The organism is Chloroflexus sp., from assembly GCF_034432675.1.
Classification (GTDB): Bacteria; Chloroflexota; Chloroflexia; order Chloroflexales; family Chloroflexaceae; genus Chloroflexus.
In genome coordinates this window covers 1-16546 of record NZ_DAOUBI010000055.1, presented here as the reverse complement: position 1 = coordinate 16546, position 16546 = coordinate 1, and the positions used below count along the sequence as shown (strand labels likewise).

General features: G+C 58.8%; 12 protein-coding genes. 4 read left to right on the top strand and 8 right to left on the bottom strand.

Features of this window, described 5'->3' with window-relative positions; genetic code table 11:
- Positions 1 to 9 precede the first annotated feature (9 nt).
- The 4 genes from VAE55_RS04625 to alr all read right to left on the bottom strand — a co-directional run bounded on the left by VAE55_RS04625 (position 10) and on the right by alr (position 6576).
- A complete protein-coding gene (locus VAE55_RS04625) occupies positions 10 to 1587 on the bottom strand; it encodes a proline--tRNA ligase (protein WP_322814637.1) in 1578 nt (525 codons plus the stop codon).
- A gap of 32 nt (positions 1588 to 1619) precedes the next feature.
- A complete protein-coding gene (locus tag VAE55_RS04620) occupies positions 1620 to 2477 on the bottom strand; it encodes a DUF72 domain-containing protein (RefSeq protein WP_322814636.1) in 858 nt (285 codons plus the stop codon).
- 9 nt (positions 2478 to 2486) lie between these two features.
- Complete coding sequence (pruA, locus tag VAE55_RS04615) at positions 2487 to 4052, bottom strand: L-glutamate gamma-semialdehyde dehydrogenase (protein WP_322814635.1); 1566 nt, start codon at positions 4050 to 4052, stop codon at positions 2487 to 2489.
- Positions 4053 to 4125: 73 nt separating this feature from the next.
- A complete protein-coding gene (alr, locus tag VAE55_RS04610; RefSeq protein WP_322814634.1) occupies positions 4126 to 6576 on the bottom strand; it encodes an alanine racemase in 2451 nt (816 codons plus the stop codon).
- 739 nt (positions 6577 to 7315) lie between these two features.
- On the opposite strand from alr, the gene VAE55_RS04605 reads away from it, so the two are divergent.
- From VAE55_RS04605 to VAE55_RS04595, 3 genes are all read left to right on the top strand, one after another.
- Complete coding sequence (locus tag VAE55_RS04605; RefSeq protein WP_322814633.1) at positions 7316 to 8260, top strand: DMT family transporter; 945 nt, start codon at positions 7316 to 7318, stop codon at positions 8258 to 8260.
- Positions 8261 to 8278: 18 nt separating this feature from the next.
- On the top strand, positions 8279 to 9367 hold the full coding sequence (locus VAE55_RS04600; protein WP_322814632.1) for a dipeptide epimerase: 1089 nt from the start codon (positions 8279 to 8281) through the stop codon (positions 9365 to 9367).
- 153 nt (positions 9368 to 9520) lie between these two features.
- Positions 9521 to 10108, top strand: a complete 588-nt coding sequence (locus tag VAE55_RS04595; RefSeq protein WP_322814631.1) for an ANTAR domain-containing response regulator — start codon at positions 9521 to 9523, stop codon at positions 10106 to 10108.
- A 237-nt stretch (positions 10109 to 10345) separates the two neighbouring features.
- Here the strand turns inward: VAE55_RS04595 and VAE55_RS04590 are convergent, their stop codons facing one another.
- Positions 10346 to 11113, bottom strand: coding sequence for a hypothetical protein (locus VAE55_RS04590; protein ID WP_322814630.1), 768 nt, complete (start codon positions 11111 to 11113; stop codon positions 10346 to 10348).
- 521 nt (positions 11114 to 11634) lie between these two features.
- On the opposite strand from VAE55_RS04590, the gene VAE55_RS04585 reads away from it, so the two are divergent.
- Positions 11635 to 12807: a sugar phosphate nucleotidyltransferase gene (locus tag VAE55_RS04585; protein WP_322814629.1), complete on the top strand. Its 1173-nt coding sequence runs from the start codon at positions 11635 to 11637 to the stop codon at positions 12805 to 12807.
- A gap of 13 nt (positions 12808 to 12820) precedes the next feature.
- Here the strand turns inward: VAE55_RS04585 and VAE55_RS04580 are convergent, their stop codons facing one another.
- The 3 genes from VAE55_RS04580 to VAE55_RS04570 form a co-directional block, all read right to left on the bottom strand.
- On the bottom strand, positions 12821 to 13795 hold the full coding sequence (locus VAE55_RS04580) for an ATP-binding cassette domain-containing protein (RefSeq protein WP_322814628.1): 975 nt from the start codon (positions 13793 to 13795) through the stop codon (positions 12821 to 12823).
- Positions 13796 to 13800: 5 nt separating this feature from the next.
- Positions 13801 to 14853 carry a glycosyltransferase family 4 protein gene (locus VAE55_RS04575; protein WP_322814627.1) on the bottom strand — a complete coding sequence of 351 codons (1053 nt, stop codon included), beginning with the start codon at positions 14851 to 14853 and terminating at the stop codon, positions 13801 to 13803.
- Positions 14854 to 15097: 244 nt separating this feature from the next.
- Positions 15098 to 16330 (bottom strand): cysteine desulfurase-like protein, encoded by a 1233-nt coding sequence (locus VAE55_RS04570; protein ID WP_322814626.1) that lies wholly within the window; start codon positions 16328 to 16330, stop codon positions 15098 to 15100.
- Between the last annotated feature and the right edge of the window lie 216 nt (positions 16331 to 16546).

The following is a 16546-nucleotide window of genomic DNA, read 5'->3' as shown; positions in this document are numbered from 1 at the left end:
GTAGATTACCTACCGCTGCCCGATCACGGTCAGTAGGGCTGATTGGTCAATGACGGTGGCCTGGGCGGCGGTACGGTGTCGGATTTCAAGCTGATTCGCGGTCAGTAACTTCTCACTTATGACGACGCGCCATGGGGCGCCGATCAGGTCAGCATCGTTGAACTTAACTCCGGCCCGTTCATCACGATCATCAATCAACACATGCCAACCAGCCGTTTGCAGTATCGCTGCCAGTGCGTGTCCGGCGGCAACTACTGCCTCGCCGCGACCCAGGGTGATGAGGTGAATGGCGAAGGGGGCGATGGCCGCCGGCCAGACAATCCCGCGTTCGTCGTGATGCTGATCGACTGCCAGGTGTAAGAGTGGTTCCAGATCGATTTCGATACCAGCCATGATGAGTGGCCGGTTTTGCCCTTCTGCATCTTGCACCAGCAGCGTAGTTGGTTGAGGGGCTATTATAGCGCCGATGAGCGCACCACGCCCTTCAATCCGGGCCGTGCCACACCACGGACAGCCATCGCCGGCCTCGGCTTGGGTAATGTCGGCAACCAGGGTGGCCTGCCAGTCACGGCCATAGACCACATCGCGCAGATGGTAGCCGGCCCGGTTCGCGCCTGCCACGAGTGGCGCCCCAGTGGTGACCATTGGGTCAGCAACGACGAGCACATCGCGCAGGTCAACGGGCGAGGCATAGCCGGGAACGGCTCCGCACGCTCGAATCTGCGCTTCGTCGGCAGGAACCAGCTCGTCGGCACTGACAACGGCAGCCAGTTTGGGTAGACTTGCTTCCCGGTCGCCACGCACCACGGCGAACACGAGGCGCCGGTCGTCGGCACAGCGGGCATCGAAGAAGAGCGCTTTTGCCGTCGCTGCGGTGGGAATACCGAGGTATGTTGCCAGGGCTGCAATTGTATTGGCGTTGGGGGTTTCGACCAGGCTCATCGCCGGAGTTGGCCCGCTGTAGGCCGGTGGTGGTGCCATTGGCGCCAGTTCGTGCAGTGCTCGCCGGTTGCAGGCGGGGCAATCGAGCGTTAGCAGTGGCCCAGACGTACAATCGACAATCAGCGGAGCCGATTCGGTGGCCTGCAAGGCATCGGCGACAATCGTTAGCCCACACTCGCGCAGGGCGTGGCGCAAGGGTTGCAGCGTTGCTTCAAGCAACGCCTGGGCCTGTGTGGCGTCGAGCGTCAGTCCGGCCCAGCTCAACGTCGTCGGCGTGGGCAGTTCGAGCAGGCTGAAGCGCTGACGGGATTGCGGTCGTTTGCGCCGACGTTGACACCAGATTGCTTGGGGAAGCTGGCGGTATGAGCCGATCTCACGCCGGGCCAGCGCAGTCACGGTCGCCGGCCAGGTAGCTGTGGATGTGGTTGGCAGATACATCTCTTGAGCACCGCCGGCCTGGATCGCTGTGGTCAGATGATTGCTGAGCCGGCGCAGCACCGCACTCCCCAGAGGTAACAGGGCCGGTTCACCGTTATCTAGGGCGCGGATCATGCCGGCACGCCAGAGCAGTTGCGCTGTCCGCGTATCAGCTTCTGCGGGCGCCTGGCGTAACGTTCGCCCAAACAGCGTGGCAAGTTGTATCATTTCGTCCTCGTTCGATCACATAGGCGAAGGGTTTAGCCAAACAGGTTGAGCTGAGCCGGTGTGGTCGGCGGTTCGTTATCTCTCTCAGCCAGTGGTGCGCCGTGGGCACGCAGCCGGGCCGCGATCTGGCGGCAGAGAGTGGGAGATCGCGATTCATCAGGGCAATGCATAAACAGATAGATTTGCGGGTCGGTGGTTGCCCATTCGGCGATGCGAGCTGCCCACTCGGCGAGAAACGTTTCGTTGCGGGCCAGATCGGGATGGCCGATGTAGCGCACCAGCGTTGGCCCGCCCCCCCGGAGTGGCCGCAGCGGGACATCGGGTTTGCGCTCGCGGGCATCGGCGAGGAGTGTGGTCGGCGGTTCGGCGGGATCGCGGATTGGGCGCACGTCCATAACCACTCGTCCGATTTGGTAGCGAGCGAGCAGTTCCATCAGTGGCACTTCGCCAACCGGCAGATACCAGTCGGGATGGCGCACCTCAAGTGCCAGAGCCACTTCAGGTGGCCAGCCGGCTAGAAACCGCTCCAGATCGGCGAGGCGGGCCGGGCCGTATGCCGGCGGTAGTTGCAGAAAAAATGGCCCGCAGCGCGATCCCAGCCCCTGCATCCGTTCGACGAAAGTACGGGCCTGGGCCAGTTTGTCGGCCAGCGGCCCAGCGTGACTCACGTCGCGTGGCAGCTTGAAACAGAAGTGAAAGTCGGGCGGGGTCTCTTCGGCCCAGCGTGCAATTGTAGCCGGCGTTGGTGTGGCGTAGAAGGTCGTATTGCCTTCCACCGTCGTCAACTGCCGGCTATAGAGCCTGAGAAACTCGCTGTTGCGGGTTCCCGGCGGAAAGAGATCGCCGACCCAACCGTTATACGCCCAAACTGCACAGCCAATTCTGATCATAGGCAACCGTTAAAAGCGCTCACAAATCACCTTCGGCTGGGTGAAAAGCCGCAGGTAATCGCTTCCACCGGCCTTGCTGTCGGTGCCCGACATGTTGAAGCCACCGAATGGCTGTACACCAACCAGTGCACCGGTACACTTCCGGTTGAAATAGAGGTTGCCGACGTGGAACTCTTCACGCGCCTGCTCGAGTCGTTCGAGGTTGCGGCTATAAAGGCCACCGGTCAGGCCATATTCGGTATCATTCGCAATCGTCAGTGCCTCGGCAAAATTTGCTGCCCGAATGAAGGCCAGTACCGGCCCAAAAATCTCTTCCTGAGCAATGCGGGCGTGCGGCTTGACATCGGCAAAGATGGTCGGGTTGATGAAAAAGCCGCCATCCTTAACCAGTTCGTGATCGATGACCTCACCACCGGTTATCAACCGACCTTCTTCCTGACCGATAGCAATATACTGACTAATGGAATCAAATGCCCGCTGGTCAATCACTGCGCCCAGATCGGTCTCTGGTTTGGTGGGATTGCCCAACCGCAGTGCCTTCGTCTTCTCGATCACGCGCTGCAACACCTGATCGTAGACCTGATCAACCACAATTGCCCGCGAACAGGCACTGCACTTCTGCCCCTGAAAGCCAAACGCACTGATGACAATGCCGGTCGCTGCGGCTTCGAGATCGGCGGTTTCATCGACAATAATCGCATCTTTCCCACCCATCTCCAGAATCGCACGCTTGAGCCAGTTCTGGCCGGGTTGGCGCACGGCTGCCCGTTGGTGGATACGTAATCCCACATTCTTCGAGCCGGTAAACCCAATGAAGCGCACCAATGGATGATCGACTAGAAAATCACCCAGCACCGCATCTTCACCGGTGACCAGATTGACTACCCCAGGTGGCAGGCCGGCCTCTTCGAGAATTTGCACTAGAATGCCGGCAATAATCGGCGCACGTGGTGATGGCTTTAACACAACGGTATTCCCAACCACAATTGGGGCGACGGTGAGGGTTGTGGTGATCGCCAGCGGGAAGTTCCAGGGCGGAATAGCCAGTCCTGGGCCGAGGGGAATATAGTGCAACTCGTTATCTTCACCGGGGTACGGCACGAGCGGCTGACGTTCTCCCTGCAGTGCCAGTGCCTGACGGGCGTACCACTCGCAGAAGTCAATCGCTTCGGCGACATCAGCATCGGCCTCGACCCAGTTCTTACTGACTTCGTGCATCATCCATGCAGCCAGTTCTTCTTTCCGCCGGCGCATAATCGCCGCGGCCCGCAACAATACCTGTGCCCGGGCACTGACCGGTGTGCGCGACCAGGTGCGGAATGCGGCATCAGCAGCCAGCAACGCTTGATGCGCTTGTTCTTGCGATGCGCTGCTGGCGTAGCCAACCACCTTTTTAGGCTCTGCCGGGTTGATAGAAGGTAACTTGCGCTCGGTCACGATGTGTTCACCGCCAATAACCAGCGGATAAGTTGCGCCCAGTTGTCCGGCAACATGACGAATAGCGCGTTGCATAGTGGCCCGGCGGTCACCACTGTCGAAGTTGCCGAAGGGTTCATTTTGAAATGGGGTAAGCATAGCTCGCTCCTTACTACGCCATGCGGCTGCTGTTGATTGTCATTGTACACGGATCTGACCAGTCTGATTATCGCTATGGTCCAATCTCGCGAGGTACACGGGGTAAGATGCCGGTCAGCACTTCGTAGCTGATCGTGTCCAGCCAGCCGGCAATTTCATCAACCCCGATCATAGCATCACCCTGCCGCCCGATTATCGTCACCGCATCGCCACGTCGGACACCGGGAATATCGGTCACATCCACCATTGCGTAATCCATACAAATGCGCCCGACAATTGGAGCACGCTGCCCCCGGATCAGCACTTCTCGCCACGGTGGTGAGCGGCGCAAACCATCGGCGTAGCCAACCGGAATCGTCGCAATGCGCGATGGACGCGAGGTAACAAAAGTACCGCCGTAGGAGATGGGGGTACCGGCCGGATGATCCTTCACCTGGGCTACTTCACTGTAGAAGCTCAGTGCCGGGCGCATGCCGGGCAAGAGCGGGGCGGCCGCACTTGGTGCCAGCCCATAACAGGCCAGGCCGGGGCGTACCATATCGAAGTGTGTGGCCGGAAAGCGCAACGTAGCCGCACTGTTGGCAGCGTGAACGCACGGCGGGCGCAGGCCGGTAGCGGTTAGATCGGCCAGCACTGCCTGAAAGCCGACCAATTGTTGTTCGGTTGGCCTCGGATCGGTTTCATCGGCACGGGCAAAATGGGTGTAGAGCGCAACCGGTTCAATACCGGGCAATTCCCGCAGGCGGGATAGAAACGGGGCGACCTCGGCGGGTGATAGGCCTAAGCGGGCCATACCGGTATCAACTTTCACGTGTACACGGGCGGGACGACCGCATTCGAGTGCGGCGGCGTGCAGGGCCTGGGCCGTATCATCGTCGAAGAGGGTCAGCATCAGATCAAGCCGAATCGCCTCGGCAGCCTGCCAGGGTGGTGTGTAGCCCAAGACCAGGATTGGTGCCGAAATCCCTTGCGCACGCAGTGCCCGGCCTTCACCGAGTGTCGCAACCGCGAGCATCGCGGCACCGGCCTGTAATGCGGCCCGGGCCACCCGCGCAGCCCCGTGGCCGTAACCGTCACCCTTGAGCACAACCATGAGAGGTACACCGGCATGGTTGCGTAACGCACGCACATTATCGGCAATTGCGGTCAAGTCGAGATGCACCCAGGTCGGTCGTCCTGGATCACCGATCCGGACACTACGCCACGCCGGTTCCTGGCGCACCAGATGTTGTTCTGGTGGCCAACCAGGAGCCAGCAACAGGGCCACAACCTGTTCGAGGCGTTCGCCGGCGCCACCCGACACCAGCACGACATCCTGCTCGTTGCGTGAAGGTGGTAGTGCTTTCCGAATCGCCTCATTGGTGTCTACGACGTGAATGGTCACCGCCGGATTAGCCAGCCGGGCGGCTTGAGCCATCGTGGCGGCTCCCATGCCTTTCAGCACCAGATAATCAGCGCTGCGGGCTGCCTGCATACCCAGTTCGGTGAGCAGTGGCGTGGCATCAACTGCCGGTAATTCGGTCGGTGTGCCCAGGATAGCAATCCGGCGTCCGGTCGGGATAGCCGTTAGCGTTTGCAGGGCTGCACTCATCGCTTCCGGTGTCGCGTTGAAACTGTCGTCCAGGATCAGCTCGCCATTGGTCCCCGGCAGCGGACGAAGCCGGCCCGCCGGTGCCTCTAGACCGGCCAGTGCCTGTCGGATCGCTGCCGGTCTCACCCCGTAGTGTAGACCAACGGCAACGGCGGCCAGGGTAGCGGCTACACCGGGTGGGCCGAGCAAGGGGACGGTGATCGGCAGTTCAAGCCCCTGGCCGATTATCACACAATCAACGCCATCCCGCCGGTAGGAGATAGCCGTGGCACGAATGGTACACCCATGCCCTGTACCGAAGGTCAGATGTGCCGACAATACACCTTCGGCGGCAATCATGGTCACCCCCTGGCGAGCTAGCAATCTCACGGTTGCCTCATCAGCTCCGGCGGTCACGACCGCGATTTGAGGGGGGAAGGCAGCCACCAGTGGGCGCAGATGTTCACCGGCAAATTCGAGCACAGCATACCGGTGATCGCGTTCAAGGCGGGCCAGGGCAATCGGTAGCCCCAGCAGTGAATTGAAATTGCGTCGGCTTTGAAAGGTGGGAGCCTGGGTCGCCAGCACAGCGGCAATCGCCCGCCGGGCCAGCGTTTTCCCGATACCACCCGTCACTGCAATGACTGTTGGCTGCAACCGCTGCAAACGATTACTGGCCCAGCGCAACAACAAAGCCTGGGGGTCGGGGGAAACAACAACGGTGGCAGTACCGGCATCATGTAGTGGTCGCACGCACAAAATTCCGCGGGCACCGGCGGCTAGCGCCGCCGGAATATAGTCGTGACCGTCGGCCCGTGCAGTGCGCAGCGCGATAAAACACTCGCCGGCTGCCGTCAGCCGCGAGTCGTAGCTCCAATCGGTAAAGGTATTGGCGTGGATCGGTCCGATCACCGTACCACCTGCTTCAATAAGTTCGGCGAGTTGAATGTCCATCGGTGTATCCTGATTAACTGTGAGACAGGCCGGATAGAGATACTTTGCATAGAAGCATACCACTGGCACGGTTAAGCAGGTGTGGATGAGTGGAATGATGTTGTGGAATGTTCAGGCAGCGTTGTAACGGCAGGTGAGTTGCCTGTTGCCACTATTGTGCATTACTTGCGTGGTTCACGTCAATTGTTGTCGGAAGTTGCCTCATACGTGTACGCCTTGACATCTGGCTGAGATGTATACGACCCGCGTAGCACACCGAGGCACCACACGGTCATGCCATCCCCAGCGTCTTGCCGTGTTGTCGACGCGGCACCGATGCTCCTTCCCGTGGCGTGGGTTTCCGGCCAGCGTGCAGGCATCCTCTCCATCGCTGTCAGATGATGGACGTGGGGGATGGTGCGCAGGCTGGTAGCCTATCCCACGCTCCGCGCTATCACGCACGCGCAGTCCGCGCATCACGGATGGTCAGCCAGACGGACGTGCCCGGCACGCATGGTGTCGCTGTGACTTGCAAGAACACCGCTGCACCTTGTGCCTGATCGTGAGCACAGCATCTTCTGCATGCGGGGTGGCAACGTCGATTTGGTGCTGCTGTGCATAGACATTTAGCGCACCGAATATTCACGCTCCTATGGGCAGATTGGCTCCTGGGCACAGCGATATAGCAACACGTCTGATCACAGACCGCGCAACCCGCTCTCTATCTCTTGACAAGTCAATCTTTGCTATAATATGCCCCATGAGTAATACTTCTTCAACTGCAGCGACAACAACGCGCGTCGGTGTTTCGTGGCTCTGGCTCGTGGTGGCCCTCTTTGCCCACACTGGCTGGGGTGCATATCCGGTGCTGGCCCGTTACCTACAAACCGTCAGCCATTTACCGAGTATGGCGATTCTGACACTGGGGAATGCGCTGGCGCTCGTGGTCTATCTGCCGTTTGCGTATCGCCATATCAACGCCAGCCTCTGGCGGACACCGATTATCTGGTTGTTCGCACTGGTGGTCAGCATCCGGGCAATGACGAACCTGACCTCGGCCCGCTTTACGCTGGCAATCTACGTGCAACTGATCACCCTGCTCACACCGCTCATCGTTGCGCTTTTGAGTAAGCTGTTGTTCCGCGAACGGCTACCACCATTCACCCTGCCTGCCATCGGCTTATCGATCATCGGCTCCCTCTTGATGATGAGCGGTGATCTCAGCAGCGGTGTTATCTTGCGGCTTACCGGTAGTGATCTACTCGGCATCGGAATTGCATTTGTATCGGCCTGTGCGTTGGCACTGTATATGCTGCTGATCCCACGTGCCGGCACCGCAGGGCACGTCAGCGCAGAGGCGATGTTGTTTGTGCAATTGGTCGCGCTGACCATCACCTGTGGCACGATGAGTCTATTGCTGTGCGAGCCTTGGAGCCGTTTCACCGAGATCGGGCCGCTGGACTGGATCGTATTCGCCGCTTTTGTCGTCTTTGTTTTGCTCGGTGCCAATCTGGGCCAGATCGTTGCCTTACGGCAACTTGGCGCACCCCTAGTGAGCAGCACAATGGGCTGGCGTCTGATCAGTGCGTTGATGCTGGCCGCATTCCTGCTCGGCGAAGCGTTGCAGAGCGTCTGGCAGGTGCTGGGGGCTGTGATCGTGCTGGTCACGATTACCGTGTATTTACGTCGGCAGTCTCACGTCTAAAGGCAGCTTGAGGAGTGTATGTGTACCGTCATTCGCACATTATCCGTTGCTCCACTTGACATCCCGCTGCGCAGTCCGTTTGGGATTGCCGGCGGTACGCAAGAGGTAGCGCGCAACCTGTTGGTCACCGTCGAACTGATGAACGGCATCCGGGGCTACGGTGAAGCGGCTCCTTTTCCGGCTTTCAACGGTGAAACGCAGGAAAAGGCACTCCAGGCGATAGAGTCGGTTCGTTCGGCGGTAGAGGGTGGCGATGTGCGTGAATGGCGGGCCATCGCCGGTCTGCTCCGTGACCGCATTCCCGTCGCCGGTTCAGCCCGATGTGCGATTGAGACGGCGATTCTCGATGCCTTAACCAGGCACTATCGGCTGCCGATGTACGTCTTCTTCGGCGGGGTCGGTCACACGCTCGAGACCGATATGACGATCACGACCGGCACGGTGGAAGAAGCCGCGCTGGCGACGCTGGATATTCTTGAACGCGGCATTCGTCAGATCAAAGTGAAGATCGGTGGCTACGATGTGCAGCACGACCTGGCTCGCATCACCGCGATTCGGGCGCTCGCCCCTGATGCTCCGCTGATCCTCGACGGCAACGGTGGCTTCACCGCCGAAACGATGCTCGAACTGCTCGGTGCGCTCAGCCTTCAGCAGATTGTGCCGGCCTTGATTGAACAACCGGTAGCCATCGAAGACTGGATGGGACTGCGGCAGTTGGTCCGGTGGGGTGGCGCACCAATCGCCGTCGACGAGACGGTGAGTAGTGCGCTGAATGTATTGCGCATTGTACAAGAGCGTGCCGCTCACGTCATCAATATCAAACTGATGAAGACCGGCATTGTGGAAGCGCTAGAGATGGTGGCGATTGCTCGTGCTGCCGGCCTGGGATTGATGATTGGGGGTATGGTCGAGTCGATCCTTGCTATGACGGTATCGGCTCACTTCGCTGCCGGGTTAGGTGGTTTTCGGTTCGTCGATCTGGATACACCGCTCTTTCTGGCAACGAATCCTTTCCATGGCGGATTCGAGCTGCGAGGCGGCGTGATCAACCTCGGCTACATATCGGCAGGCCACGGCGTAGAGCCGGCCACACTGCTAGCGGCATAACAATCGTTACTCCCATCCATAACGGATTGTACAATTCAACCATAGTCTTCCTACAGGACATCTTCTATACTGCGTATAGACGTTCTATTCGCATTGATGCCACCTGCACGTCGCACCGCTGCGACGGCAGGTGATTATTGTTTTGGAGTACGCATGACAGCGCGACTCGTAATTGCTGATGATGAAGCCTTGATCAGATTCCACCTGCGCGAAGTTTTGCTCGCGCTCGGCTACCTGATTGTCGGTGAAGCGGCTGATGGTCAACAGGCAGTTGCTCTGACTCGCCAGATACAGCCTGATCTCGTGCTACTTGACTACAAAATGCCACATCTCGACGGGATAGAAGCAGCAACCGTGCTTCACAAAGAAGGGCTGGCACCGGTTATTCTGCTGACAGCTTCGGCTTCGCGTGAACTGGCTGCACAGGCACGCGCAGCGGGTGTGTTCGGGTATCTGGTCAAACCATTTCGCGATGGCGAACTCTTACCGTTAATAGAGGTTGTCCTGGCCCGCTGGCAGGTGTATCAGGCGCGGCGCAAAGAGATGCTGGCGTTGCGCGAACGCCTGGAGACCCGTCAGGAGATAGAGCATGCGAAGCACGTCTTGATGGAGCAGCATGGCCTGACTGAAGGCGAGGCATTTCGGCGCATACAGCAACTGGCGATGCGCAATCGTAAAACCATGCGCGAGGTAGCGCAGGCCATTCTCCTGACCCATCAATTGTCGAGTGGGGAGAGGTAAAGGGGTAGAGTCCCTCACCTCACCTCTCGCCTCTCTCCTCTCCCTCGATGCGAGAGGGCCTTGACCCACTCTCTGATAAACGCTTTCAACCCCGATGGGCGGTAGCTCAGGTTTTCGGCGGTCAGGTCATCCTTCTGCAGGGCTTTGATCAGGAAATTGCGGCTCATTGGGAATTGGCGCGGTATACCGCCAGATATAGCGGTAATTTGTAGGATAAATTGGTATTTTGTCCCACATCTAGCAATACATCACGGAAATTCCTAGAGAACCGAAATTGCAGGTCAGTGGGTCGCCTTCACTCACCCGCTCGAACTGGGTAATGAACTCCTGGTCGGTGACCAGGGTCGCCAGTGGCTTGCCCTGCGCTCGTAGCAGGTTTCCCAGGGCAGGGCGGTTGAGCATGTCCAGCGGGAAGCACCGACAACGATGGGAGTGCCAGCCCAGATATTCGCGCCATTCATCGTAACCGCGATCGGTGCGCTGGCGGGCCGAAGCCACCACTTTGATCCTGCTCTCCGGCGGGATGATAAACAGTGTCCCTACCTCCCAGCTCACCGTCTTATCCAGACCATCGATCACCAGCAGGCAGTTTACTCCATCGGGCAACGATCGACTCAGATACTCACCGATCAATCCACGCAGTGTCTCGAGCGACGAATGGTCGTACTGCTGGAACTGGTTCAGGTCGTTGTACAGGTCGGCCAGGCTATGGGCCAGCATACGCAGTACCAGTGTTTCACCGGCTGTTTTGAAGCGAATACTGATCGGGACGAAGATCACCCGCCAGTCGCCCCGTTGCAAAAGACGGGCAACCCAGCGCACCAGCAGGGCACTCTTGCCCCGCCCGGTCGGAGCAACCAGGCGGGTGTAAGGGTAGGGGTCACATAAGATGGCATCGAGGGCCTCGAGTTCTGCGTCACGACCGCCAAACACATCATCGGCGTAATAGGTGATGAAGCTCTTGAACGCGGGCTGTACCGACACCGGCACGGAACGCAGAAACATCTGCACATTGATGGTATTACGGTTGCCGGTAATCAGGTTGCTATGCTCGACATTACCGCCAACTGTTAGTGAAGAATTACCCCCGGTGGAGAATCGGTTGGCGTGAGTGGTAATGTGCTCATCGGTTGTGCTCCTGGCAAGTGTGATGGTGTTCGGGTCAGATAGGAGTATGCAGCAGGCTGGCATCTGCCGACGGCTGTGCATCGTATGCTTCAGGAAACAGAACACTACAGAACACTATGGTTGAGATTAGTATAGCGTAACCCCTTGGAAGCAGGCGTATCACCGAGCATGCCCACTATCCTCCCCACGTCCCATTCCCAACCGCTACCCAGCAGGGGGTAGGGAGGGGCCGGGATCGATGTCACCGGAAGCCATCTGGAACACGCCTATCTCCACCCTGCTGTTAGCAGTCTCAACATCACTTCATCTCGCCGCAGCTTCGTGGTATCCTACAACCGGATGTGCGCACACCGGTGAATTGCCAAAGTCATGTGCGCACAGGCTTGCAGGAGAGAGCCATGTCTACTTCCCGACACGCCGTGATCCTGGTTGCCGGTGCTTCGACCCGCACGCGGCCGTTGACCGATCAGCGCCCGAAGCCGCTGATCCCGTTGCTCGGTAAGCCGTTGCTGGCCCATATCCTCGATGAACTGGTTGGGTTAGTGGAACGGGTGACGCTGGTGGTTGGCTATCGCGCCGATCAGATTGTCGCTACCTTTGGCGAGGCATACCGTGGTATGACAATACGTTATGTTTACCAGACGACAATCAACGGCACGGCAGGCGCGTTGCTGGCGGCGGCACCGATTGATGAGCCATTTTTTCTCCTCTACGGCGACAATTTAATTGATCGCGCCGATGTGATCGGGGTCGGTCAGTTCCGCTACGCCCTGGCCGGGCTGCGCGTGCCCGATCTGCGCTCGTTCGGTGTGCTCGATGTCCACGATGGCCTCGTGCAGCGGATCATCGAGAAGCCGACTCAGCCCCCACCCGACGCCCTTGCCAATCCCGGTATCTACCATTTCGATGCCGACGTCTTTCCGCTCCTGCACCGGATCACGCCTTCACCACGCGGTGAACTAGAGTTGACCGACCTGATTGCACTGCTTGCCGAACAGCATCCGGTTGCCTGTCACATCTGCACCGGACACTGGCTGCCGGTTGGCACACCGTGGGAAGCGCTTTTGGCCGCACGCTTTCTGCTGGCGCGTCAGGCACATACGCAACCCTTGCCTCAGATTGCGACGAATGCTCACATCTCGCCCCAGGCCGATCTGGAAGGGTCGGTTGTGGTAAGCGACGGTGTGTACATCGATCAGGGTGTTCACATTGTTGGCCCGGCCTGGATCGGGCCAGGTTCAGTTATCGGGTCGGGTGCGCTGATTATTGCCTCGGTGATCGAAGCCGGAGCCACGATTGGGGCCGAAGCGATGATCGGTGGCTCGGTGATCGGTGCGCAGACAGCAGTTGGCGCACAGGCGTCGATCAGCCACACCTGGCTTGACGAACGGGTGCAGATCGGGTATCAGGCCGTCTGCCAGTCCGCTGAATACCGCGATACACCGGCCAATGTTGTTGTCAATGGCTTGTTGACGGAAGCAGACCTGATCACCCGTGGGGTGGTGGTTGCTGCTGGGGTAGCGATTGCCCCCCAGAGTGTGCTCGCGGCGGGTAGCATTGTGCGCCTGTAACTGTTGGCTGCTCTCAAACCGACTGCCCGAAGACCTCGCTGATAATCTCTTCGATTGGAGGCTCGGCAATGTTGACATCGGCAACCGGTAAAGCGGTCAACAGCCGGGCACCGATTCTGGTTGTCTCGTTGCGTGCTACCCTTAACTCAACCTCTAGCCCATTGCAGCGTTGCACCTCACCGTATTGCGCTAGCGTCTCGACCGGCACCGGTTCGTGCAAGACGAGATGAATGATCTTGTGCGGTGCAACCTGCTCAACCATACTCTGGAGATTGCCATCGTAGAGCAGGCGTCCGTGATTGATCACAATCACCCGCTTGCAGAGAGCTGTCACATCGGCCATATAATGGCTGGTGAGCAAGACCGTTGCGCCGTAACGCCGGTTGTACTCGGCCACGAATTCGCGGACTCTGGCCTGCATCGTCACATCAAGCCCAATCGTTGGCTCATCGAGGAAGAGCACGCGCGGACGATGTAACAGCGCTGCCGCCAGTTCGCACTTCATCCGCTCACCTAGGCTGAGCTTACGCACCTGTTTGTTGAGCAGATCACCCAATTCGAGCAGCTCGATCAGTTCGTTAAGCGTCTGCCGGTACTCGTGCTCCGGCACCTCAAAGATGACCCGATTCACCTCGAAGGTCTCGATGGCCGGTAAATCCCAGAGCAACTGTTGTTTCTGGCCCATCACCAGCGTAATCTGTTTGAGAAATGCGCTCTGACGGGCAAAGGGAGTGTAGCCCAACACCCGAACTTCGCCGGTGGTGGGATGCAGCAAACCGGCGAGTACTTTGAGCGTTGTCGTTTTGCCGGCACCGTTGGGGCCAAGAAAACCCACCATCTCACCGGACTCAATCGTGAAATCAATACCGTCTACGGCTTTAACCGTCTCGTACTGACGGTGGACAAATGCGCGGATCGACCCCCTCAAGCCGGCTTCTTTGCGATGCACCTGATAGTATTTCCGCAGACCGCGAACTTCGATTGACATTGGTTTCAACCACGTGTAACGGCGAGAAATTGTTCGGCAACCCGCATCCAATCAAACTGAGCCACATAGTCGCGCCCAAACGATCCGAAGCGCCGGCGCAATGACTCGTCGCCAAGCAGGATGGTCAGTGCGTCGGCCAGGGCGGTTACGTCGGCGGGCGGCACCAGCAAACCGGCCTTCCCGTGCGGCACGACTTCGGGAATCGCTGCTGCCGTGGTTGCCACAATCGGCAAACCGGCCGCCATCGCCTCCAGAAACACAATCCCAAAGCCCTCCTGCACACTCGGCAGACAGAAGAGATCGGCCCGATAGTACCACGACCGCACCTCATTGTCAGACGGTAACGCACCGAGAAGCTGGCAGGACGCTCCCAAACCGAGCGTGTGGGCGAGAGTTTTCAGATTGGCGTGTTCCGGGCCATCACCGATAATGACCAGACGGGCGTCAGGTAGCCGCTGCCGCACCTGTGCAAATGCCCGGATCAGGTCGGCAATATGCTTGCGCGGGTACTGCCGCGCCACACAGAGAATGGTCTGCCCACCATCACGCGCTGCAGGCACCGGCCATTGCGCCAGATCAATCCCTTCCGGCACCAGCCGAATCCGCTCCGGCGGCACACCGTAATGGCGGTGAATACTCTGCCGACAATAGTTGCTCGTGGTAATAATCAGTGGTGACTGACGGGCATTCATCCGTTCGAGGCGCGACAGCAACCAGAGCAAGCGGCGGACATTGCCCCGTTCGTGTTGCAACTCTTCAGCGATCACACCCTTAATACTGCACACATAGGGGGTATTGACGCGCCCGGCGACAAACACCCCGTCAATATCAACCCCAACAATTAGATCGTAGGGCAGCGTGCGCAGCAGCGCCGGCACGTACAGATTGAACAGCAATCGCCGCAACGTCAGGTTCGCTGGCCAGGCCACTGGTGGCGCAATCCGGGCCACGTGATGACCATGGGCACGCAGAGCGCATCCCAGCCCGCCAATCGCGGCGGCGGTACCACTCCCTTCAGCTACGTGCTGAAGCCATGAATCAAGAAAAGCGATGCGCATTGATGTTTCTCGCCCTTGCTATCAGGGCAGGCAAGCGTAGTCAAAGCATTCCGCTTAGGAGTATATCACAGAACGCCTGTCACATCACGGCAAGGCGTGTGTACAGCATCTCATAGCAATCACGGTATCATCTCTGTGATGATCGCAGCCATCATCTGGCAGCGTCCGTCCTCTCCGCGCCGGGTAGCCAGGCCTGTGCCTGCTGCCCGGCCCGTCAAACAGAGAGAGTTTGATAGCGCGAACGCTAAGCAGTTGCCAGCTCGCGCAACACCGCCAGGAACCTGTCAACCTCTTCCGCAGTATTGTAATGAACAAGGCCAACCCGTACCATTCCACCGAGTGGCTCAACGCCCAACCGTTCACTCAAACTAAGCGCATAGTAATTGCCGTCCCAGACAAAGATGCCACGTTGGGCCAGCGCGGTTGCCACTTCGCGTGGTGAGCGGTTGGCCAGGCGGAACGAGATGGTTGGGGTGCGCTGACCGAACCGTTCTGGCTCGCGAATCCCGTAAAAAGTCAGACCGGGGATAGCGAGCACGCCTTCGATAAGCTGTTTGGCCAGCGTGCGTTCATAAGCAACGATCCGGTTCATCGCCTGCACCAACGCAGTACGCCGGTCGGGCGCCGGTTGACCCAGGCTGGCCAGATAGTTGACGGCGGCGGTCACCCCTGCCAGCCCCTCGTGATTTTGCGTGCCGGTCATCCAGCGTTCGGGAACGGTATCGGCTGCCGGACGAACTTTGTACGGCTGGAAGCGTTGCAGATGCTCGCGTTTACCGTAAACAACACCAACGTGAGGGCCGAAAAACTTGTAGACACTACAGGCCAGAAAATCACAGTCAAGTGCTTTGACATCAATCGGGCCGTGCGGCGCGTAATGAACAGCGTCAACAAAGACCAGTGCCCCCACCCGGTGTGCCCATTCGACAATCTGGGGAATATTGTTGATGGTACCAACCGCATTGGAAGCATAGCCTACTGCGACCAGCTTCGTGCAGGGGCCGATCAGCGCCGCCATATCGTCCATCGCCAGCGTACAATCTTCCGGGTCAATGTCCACCTCACGAATCACAACCCCACGCTCACCCAGTGCTCGCCAGGGGGCAACGTTAGCATCGTGATCCAGGCGAGTGACCACGATTTCATCACCGGGCTGTAACACCCGTCCAACCGCCCGACTCAGGGCAAAAGTCAGCGATGTCATATTTTGTCCGAAGAAGACCTCATCGGGATCGCATCCCAGCAAATCGGCCATTGCCGCGTGAGCTTCGGCAATCACGGCATCGGTGCGTTGACTGGTGATAAATGCACCGTGCGTATTGGCATTACTATGCGCCAGGTAATCACTCATCGCATCAATAACCGTTTGCGGAACCTGCGTACCGCCAGGACCATCGAAAAAGATAGCCGGCTGCCCGGCAACGGTTTGGCTCAGGGCAGGAAACAGTGGACGAATGGCCTGTGGGTCGAAGTTCATACATACCTCCATGCAATGCGGCTCGCACTGATCATATCAAATCTTGCGCGATACAGTGCATCCCTGCCCGCCACCGGATATGCGGCAAGTCGTGACGATCCGTTCCATTCTGGTAGGGGCGGGGTCAAAACCCGCCCCTGTGGCCCCCGCCCGTGTGGCTCCCTATGCATTACCCATAACTGGTGTCAACCACGTGCTGATCGCTATGGGTGCTGT